Source organism: Candidatus Neomarinimicrobiota bacterium (assembly GCA_012964825.1).
GTDB lineage: Bacteria > Fidelibacterota > Marinisomatia > Marinisomatales > S15-B10 > UBA2125.
The window spans coordinates 1-6,234 of sequence record DTTI01000074.1; the positions used below are offsets into that span (position 1 = coordinate 1).

The 6,234-nt window shown below is 43.8% G+C and carries 6 protein-coding genes; all 6 read right to left on the reverse strand.

What is annotated here, in order from left to right; translation table 11 throughout:
• Positions 1 to 744 (reverse strand): ribonuclease Z (locus tag EYO21_07295; protein ID HIB03608.1); only part of this gene is annotated, 744 nt, incomplete at its 3' end.
• A gap of 15 nt (positions 745 to 759) precedes the next feature.
• Positions 760 to 1,041, reverse strand: a complete 282-nt coding sequence (locus EYO21_07300; GenBank protein HIB03609.1) for a hypothetical protein — start codon at positions 1,039 to 1,041, stop codon at positions 760 to 762.
• Positions 1,034 to 1,498, reverse strand: coding sequence for a hypothetical protein (locus EYO21_07305; GenBank protein HIB03610.1), 465 nt, complete (start codon positions 1,496 to 1,498; stop codon positions 1,034 to 1,036). The genes EYO21_07300 and EYO21_07305 overlap by 8 nt, the downstream gene beginning before the upstream one ends.
• Before the next feature lie 43 nt (positions 1,499 to 1,541).
• On the reverse strand, positions 1,542 to 3,122 hold the full coding sequence (locus tag EYO21_07310) for an NAD(P)/FAD-dependent oxidoreductase (GenBank protein HIB03611.1): 1,581 nt from the start codon (positions 3,120 to 3,122) through the stop codon (positions 1,542 to 1,544).
• 27 nt (positions 3,123 to 3,149) lie between these two features.
• Positions 3,150 to 3,746, reverse strand: a complete 597-nt coding sequence (locus EYO21_07315) for a hypothetical protein (protein ID HIB03612.1) — start codon at positions 3,744 to 3,746, stop codon at positions 3,150 to 3,152.
• Positions 3,747 to 3,762: 16 nt separating this feature from the next.
• Positions 3,763 to 4,515, reverse strand: a complete 753-nt coding sequence (locus EYO21_07320) for a Bax inhibitor-1/YccA family protein (protein HIB03613.1) — start codon at positions 4,513 to 4,515, stop codon at positions 3,763 to 3,765.
• Between the last annotated feature and the right edge of the window lie 1,719 nt (positions 4,516 to 6,234).

The following is a 6,234-nucleotide window of genomic DNA, read 5'->3' on the forward strand; positions in this document are numbered from 1 at the left end:
TTTCATCCCATCGACGGCCAGTATTGCTTCACCCTCAAACTTTGTCTTTACAACGGAGAGTATATCGGTCTGAAGTACTTCTGGGTAAGAATGTGTCAACAAAAGACGGTTACATCCCATATCTGAGGCAATTTGCCCACATTCAGATGGCGTTAAATGACCTTCCCTTTTCATTTCGTCAGGAAATGAGCACTCCAGAAGGACTGTATGGGCCCCTCTCCCACTCTCAATTAGTTCATCACATACATCTGTATCGCCCGAATAGAACAGTGAACTTCCCCCCTCCTCAATAAATCGATAAGTGACGCTGTGGTCAGTATGCTCAGTCCTGCCGCAGGTAACGGTTAGATTCCCAAGAGTCACTTCTTGTCTTTCTACTTCTTTCAATTTAATTGAAACATTCTCATCCATCACCCATTCGCCGTAAATATCCATAAGCTTGTTGAAATAGCCAATAAATCCCTTTGGACAAACAATCTTTAGGGTCCTGGGTTTGTCTACAAGAGGGTCATGCTTCCAGGCAAATAGAAGCGGAATCAAGTCAAATGTATGATCTGGGTGCATATGTGTATAGAAAATGGTGTCTATGGAACGGTAATCCAGCCCATAATCGCTCACACGCCGTATTGTCCCAGATCCACCATCAATAAGGATATTTTGTTCGCCGGACTGAAGAAAATAGCCGCTGTTTCCCCGGCCAGGAAATGGAATCAGGACACCGGAGCCGAGGATGGTCAGCTTCATACCGTTGAAATTTAACTATGGTGAAATATAGTTACCGAATTCAGAAGCAAAACTGGGGAAATATCTAGAGATAACCGTGACATCAAAAGAACTCAGTATGGATTCTTTCGGTTCTCGCTCCAGCAAAAATTCAAAAGCCGCTTCTATACACCTACCAGGATTAACCTTACCGCCTGTTAGATCCTCATAGGTTTCATTTGACATAGTGACCTGGTGGTGGGTCTCGCTACCAGCTTCTTGAACGGTAACGTTGAATAACATTGGATCGTTACTTTTGGATTGGACAACCTTAATCACTACTCACTCCCTCCTTGGAATGCATTAGGAGAAATTTCATCTCCTGCACTTGAACCTCTCTCAGCCATTCTTGAGATTTCTTACTCCTCCCACGTGATGCATCTTCACACCAGTCTACAAAGGTAAACGGCTCCCACTCCGGATAGCTTTCCTGAAGTTTTGAGTAAATAGGATGATTACCTACTCTGCGGTACCAATATTTTGAATTGCTGTAATCCGGTTCCCGTCTATGGAGGATGGCGTGCCAATAGCTACCTTCAGAAGAAGTATTGTCCTGTGCAATTTGATGACAACCCTCTATATCGTCGTTCAAAAGATGCAGTCCAGCCTTTACCAGCGGCGGCTGACCTAGTGCTTCTATCTGGGAGGTCTGTTCTCGGTCCCATATATTGCGGGGGACTAAGGAAGGCAGAGGGTCTCGATTTAACAGCAGTTCATAGATCTCAATAAAAGACATACACAGATTTCAAATGTTTAAACATAAATAATAAAAGAACATCTCAACCGGACAAAACATTTTTCATAACATTCTTCTTGAGAATGGCCGAAGAAGTGACGACACCGGACATGAGTGCCCCCCCTACACCATCAGTGACAATATCCTGGCCTGTGAGGTAAAGCTGTTTGACAGGAGTATGGGGCCGTAACCATTTTTGGCGGAACCTGCTGGGCGTATGATTTACTCCGTAGATCTCTCCTTTGTCGTAACCGAGGAAATCCCGTGTAGTTAAAGGTGTGGACAGCTCCACATGATCCACATACCCTTCAACTTGAGGCACATTTGCATAGACATAATTCATGAGACGTTTGGTGAGGTGATCCTTAAGAGCATCATAATCGTCGCCACGCTTTTTCCATGAGGTCTTCTCCCACTTTGAAAACATCTCATATGGCGCCAGTGTGATAGCTTCCATGGTGGCTGTCTGACCATGTTTCTCTGTCCAAGTGGGATCTTTGGCAGATGCAAAAGACATGTAGACCATTGGAAAGGATTTTGAAGGATCATTCAGGTAATTCTCCACATTGGCGTCGTGGTCATATCCGGGATAGACCCAGAGGTTGGTCGCTTCCAGCCCCATGTTCTCAGCTGTTTCATTCATCCCGATATACAAACACACGTGGGCACATGAAGGCTCTACCTGTTCCAGCTTCTTTTCGTAAGATGCTACCCCTTTCGCCAATTTCCCAAATGTGATACCAACTCCTGCACTACTCACTACAAGTGGTGCCATCAGCTCGTCGCCATTTTCAAGTTTTACTCCAACAGCCTTGTTTTTATGGATCAGTATCTCATCCACTGTTGCATTCACAACAATTTTCCCTCCTGACCGCTGAATCACAGGCGCAATGTTTTCAGCTATCATCCGGGAGCCACCCACAGGGTAATAGCCGCCGTAAAGATAGTGGTTAGCCACTATCGCGTTGATAGCAAATGAGCTTTGTTTAGGCGTCAGGCCGTAGTCACCATATTGTCCCGTGAGCACACCGATCAGTTCCTGATTGTCAGTTAGAGAGCTGAGTACATCCCAGGTGGTCTTATCAGACATCTTCAGAAAAGAGCGGGACATGGGGCCGTAGGTCAGGTCAGAAATCATTTTGGGCATTGCACGATTCATAAAGAATTTGGCGGAAGCTCTGGTACACTGCTTTACCAGATCCAGGTATTTCTCAATGGCTTTTCTCTCATTTGGAAAATATTCAACCATCTGATCAATGAAACGGTCCTTCCCAGCTACAAAATTGTAGGATTTATCCGGGAATATCATTCTATCGTAGTTGTCCGGCATAGGCGCCCACTCTAGCCTTTCTTCTGTGACCTCATCAAACAACCTGCGCAGGAAGGCACTTTTCCTACCGACAGCGCCGATATAGTGTATACCAACATCCCATTCATATTTACCTCTTTGAAATGTGTGTGTCCAACCTCCTACCTTGAAATGACGTTCCAGGACAAGAACCTTCTTACCTGCTTTGGAGAGAAAGGCTGCCGTAGAAAGCCCACCCATTCCAGACCCGATAATAATGGCATCGAACTTGTCTTCAGCAAGTTTAGGTGAATATCTTTCCCAGATTTTAGTCATTTTGCCTCTATTCCATGCCTCATCGAATCAAACAAAGAACCTGTGCACATCATATTCTTCGTTTCCGGTAGCATCCGGGAGCTGTGAGGAGTAGCAGTTGAAAGCTAATGAAATTCTGGGTTCGGTGCTCCGATTTTCAGGAACATAATGATCGAGATGAGAAGGAAACAAAATCATCCTCCCTACCACAGTTTTGACAGAAAATTCAACAGCATCCCCAGTACGAAAATAAAGATCACTGCTGTCTGGTGGAACCTGAAGGTAGTAGACTCCTGAAACGGTGGATTCATCCTTGTGGTTATGCACTCCTGTGGATTCTCCGGGTCTGGCCATATTGAACCAGTATTCATTGTTTGGGTAAGCGAGAAACTGGCTCGGTACAATAAACTGATCTCCATATGCCTGCTTCGCCTCGACACATGCCCGGTTCAGCAGTCTGGATACCGATGGTGTCAGGTATGATTCAAGATAACTGTTTTCCCATCGCCCTTTCACAGGGTGGGATCCAGTGATATAATCCTCACTTTCTAACAGTTCATTCAGAATGTCACCAGGATTGACTTCTTGAATAGAGAGGTCAAAGACTCCTATTTTATATTTCTTCCGAAGTGAAGTCGTGTTCACCTAATGGACCACTGAATTATCGTCTTGACCGGAGTTTTGCCAGAAGCCTGAGTATTTCCAGGTAGAGCCAGATAAGTGTGACCAGAAGACCAAATGTGGCATACCATTCCATATATTTAGGGGCGCCCATCTCTGAACCTTCCTCAATAAAATCAAAGTCAAGAACTAGATTAAGTGCAGCAATCACAACTACACCAAAACTAAAGATAATTCCGAAGGTGGAGTTGTTATGAATAAAACCAATCCCTGAACCGAAGAAACTCATTACAAAACTGATGAGGTACAGCATAGCGATGCCGCCCGTAGCGGCAAAAACACCTAATTTGAAATTCTCTGTAGCTTTGATGAGGCCCGATTTGTATGCCATAAGCAGTGCACCAAGCGTCCCGAAAGTGAGGAAGACAGCCTGGTTCACGATACCTGGGTACATTGCTTCGAAAATCCGGGAAATTCCACCCAACGCTACTCCTTCCAGTGCAGCATAAAGTGGAACGGTATACATGGCCCATTCTTTTTTAAAAATGGTTACAATGGCGGTGATGAGACCTCCTATAACGCCTAGCACCATAAGTCCCCCCGCCCTGGGGTCACCGGCTGGCATACCCCATGTCCATGAAGCAGAGATCATGACAATTAGAAGTGACATAGCTGTTTTATTGACTGTTCCCTGGATGGTCATGGACTCAGAATAGGTAGCCTGACCAAACCGAGTAAAGGTGGAAGCGGTGAGAGCGGGGTTACCGGATCTCAAAGAAAGATGCTGGTTCATATATCTTTTCCTTCAATAGCTAGCATAATGGTGTAAACACAGTCAGAATTTAATCAAGACATTTAAAGTTTAGATAAATGGTTTAATCGTCAGTCATTCTCCCCGTATAAGTCAGGCCTGACAAGTCATAACTACTCTAATTTCAAATAAATAATAACCGTATCATTACCCTGACATCAGTTGAGCTAGGAGAGTTCCGATTTTATCGGGACATAACTATCTCGCTGCAGGATCCGTTATTATTTAGAGAATAAAATTTTCCTATTCATGTGACAAATTATTGTATCACAATGAAATTCAATTCTAATGCTGTGTCTGATTGTAGTGGAGCGCTTTCCCAAGTAACAAAGAAAAAATCCCACCCAGTTGAAGATACATTAAAGGTATGAATTTCTATTTTTTTATCACTTGTACAACTCATTATTACAATATCATCAGCAGTTACTGTATTATTTTGAACTGTAAAAGTAGCCGATTCTTTTTCTTTGTTAATAATAGCATTAGTAGTCAGAGTATATTTTCCTCTTCTATTATTATTAGCTGATAAAGTTGTTCCACTTGCTTCATCATGAGCAACATTAGAACCAGATGTTGTATTAATTCCTTTAGTAGCACCACCGATTGTTAAATCACCGCCCATGTACAGATCCTTGAACTCCTTGGTACTGCTACCCAAATCCACTTCATTATCATCGCTTGGATGTATAGCTGTTAGGCTTCCATTACCTATTACAGCAATATTATCTCCATGACCACTAGCACCATAACCAATGACTATCTGATTACTGGCGGATGCCTGAGACGCGGCCGTGCTGGCACCTATAAGTACGTTTTGATCACCAGTGGTAACATCATTTGTTCCAGTATTACCAGCAAGATAACCAACTGCAGTATTATAAGCATTTACATCAGCTGTTCTATTTGCATCGTGAAGTGCTTGATGTCCTACGGCTGTATTGTAGGCGGCAGTTGTATTATTGTATAAGGCGTTATAGCCAAACGCAGTATTCCCCGTTCCTGTTGTGTTTTCATACATCGCACTATGCCCTACAGCTGTTTGGTTTGCTGCGGTATTGTTGAAGAGCGTTCCGCGACCAATAGCAACATTTTGATCGGCGGTTGTAACCGTAGCAAGCGCTTGATGGCCCACGGCCACATTGTCTTCCCCTGTAGTATTATTCCGAAGTGCTTGATACCCTACGGCAGTGGTCTTGAAACCAGTCGTAATTGAAGACAAGGCCTGGTAGCCAAAACCTGCATTATTATATCCAGTCGTAATCGAAGCCAGTGCCTGATAACCTACACCTACATTGTAATCACCACTGGTCAATGAAGACATGGCTTCATGACCCATAGCTACATTCTCAGCCGCGTCATCCATAACGTCGGCATCAGCTACTTTGTAACCAATAAATACATTCTTGTTAGATCCATCATCCACTGTCCTACCTGCATTATGTCCAAACAGGGTGTTTTCTGTACCGCTGTCGTTATTTGACAGTGAAATTCTGGAATTGGAATTAAGGACCATTTTATTTGAGCCGCCAATACCAATGGCTACCGTTCCATCTGTTGCATTTGAAATCGTCTCTCCATTGCCAAAAGTGATGTCATTGCCGGTAACTGTAAGGTCGCCACTAACTGAAGTCGTTGTGGCAGTTATTGCTACCGTTCCATCTGTTGCATTTGAAATCGTCTCTCCATTGCCAAAAGTGATGT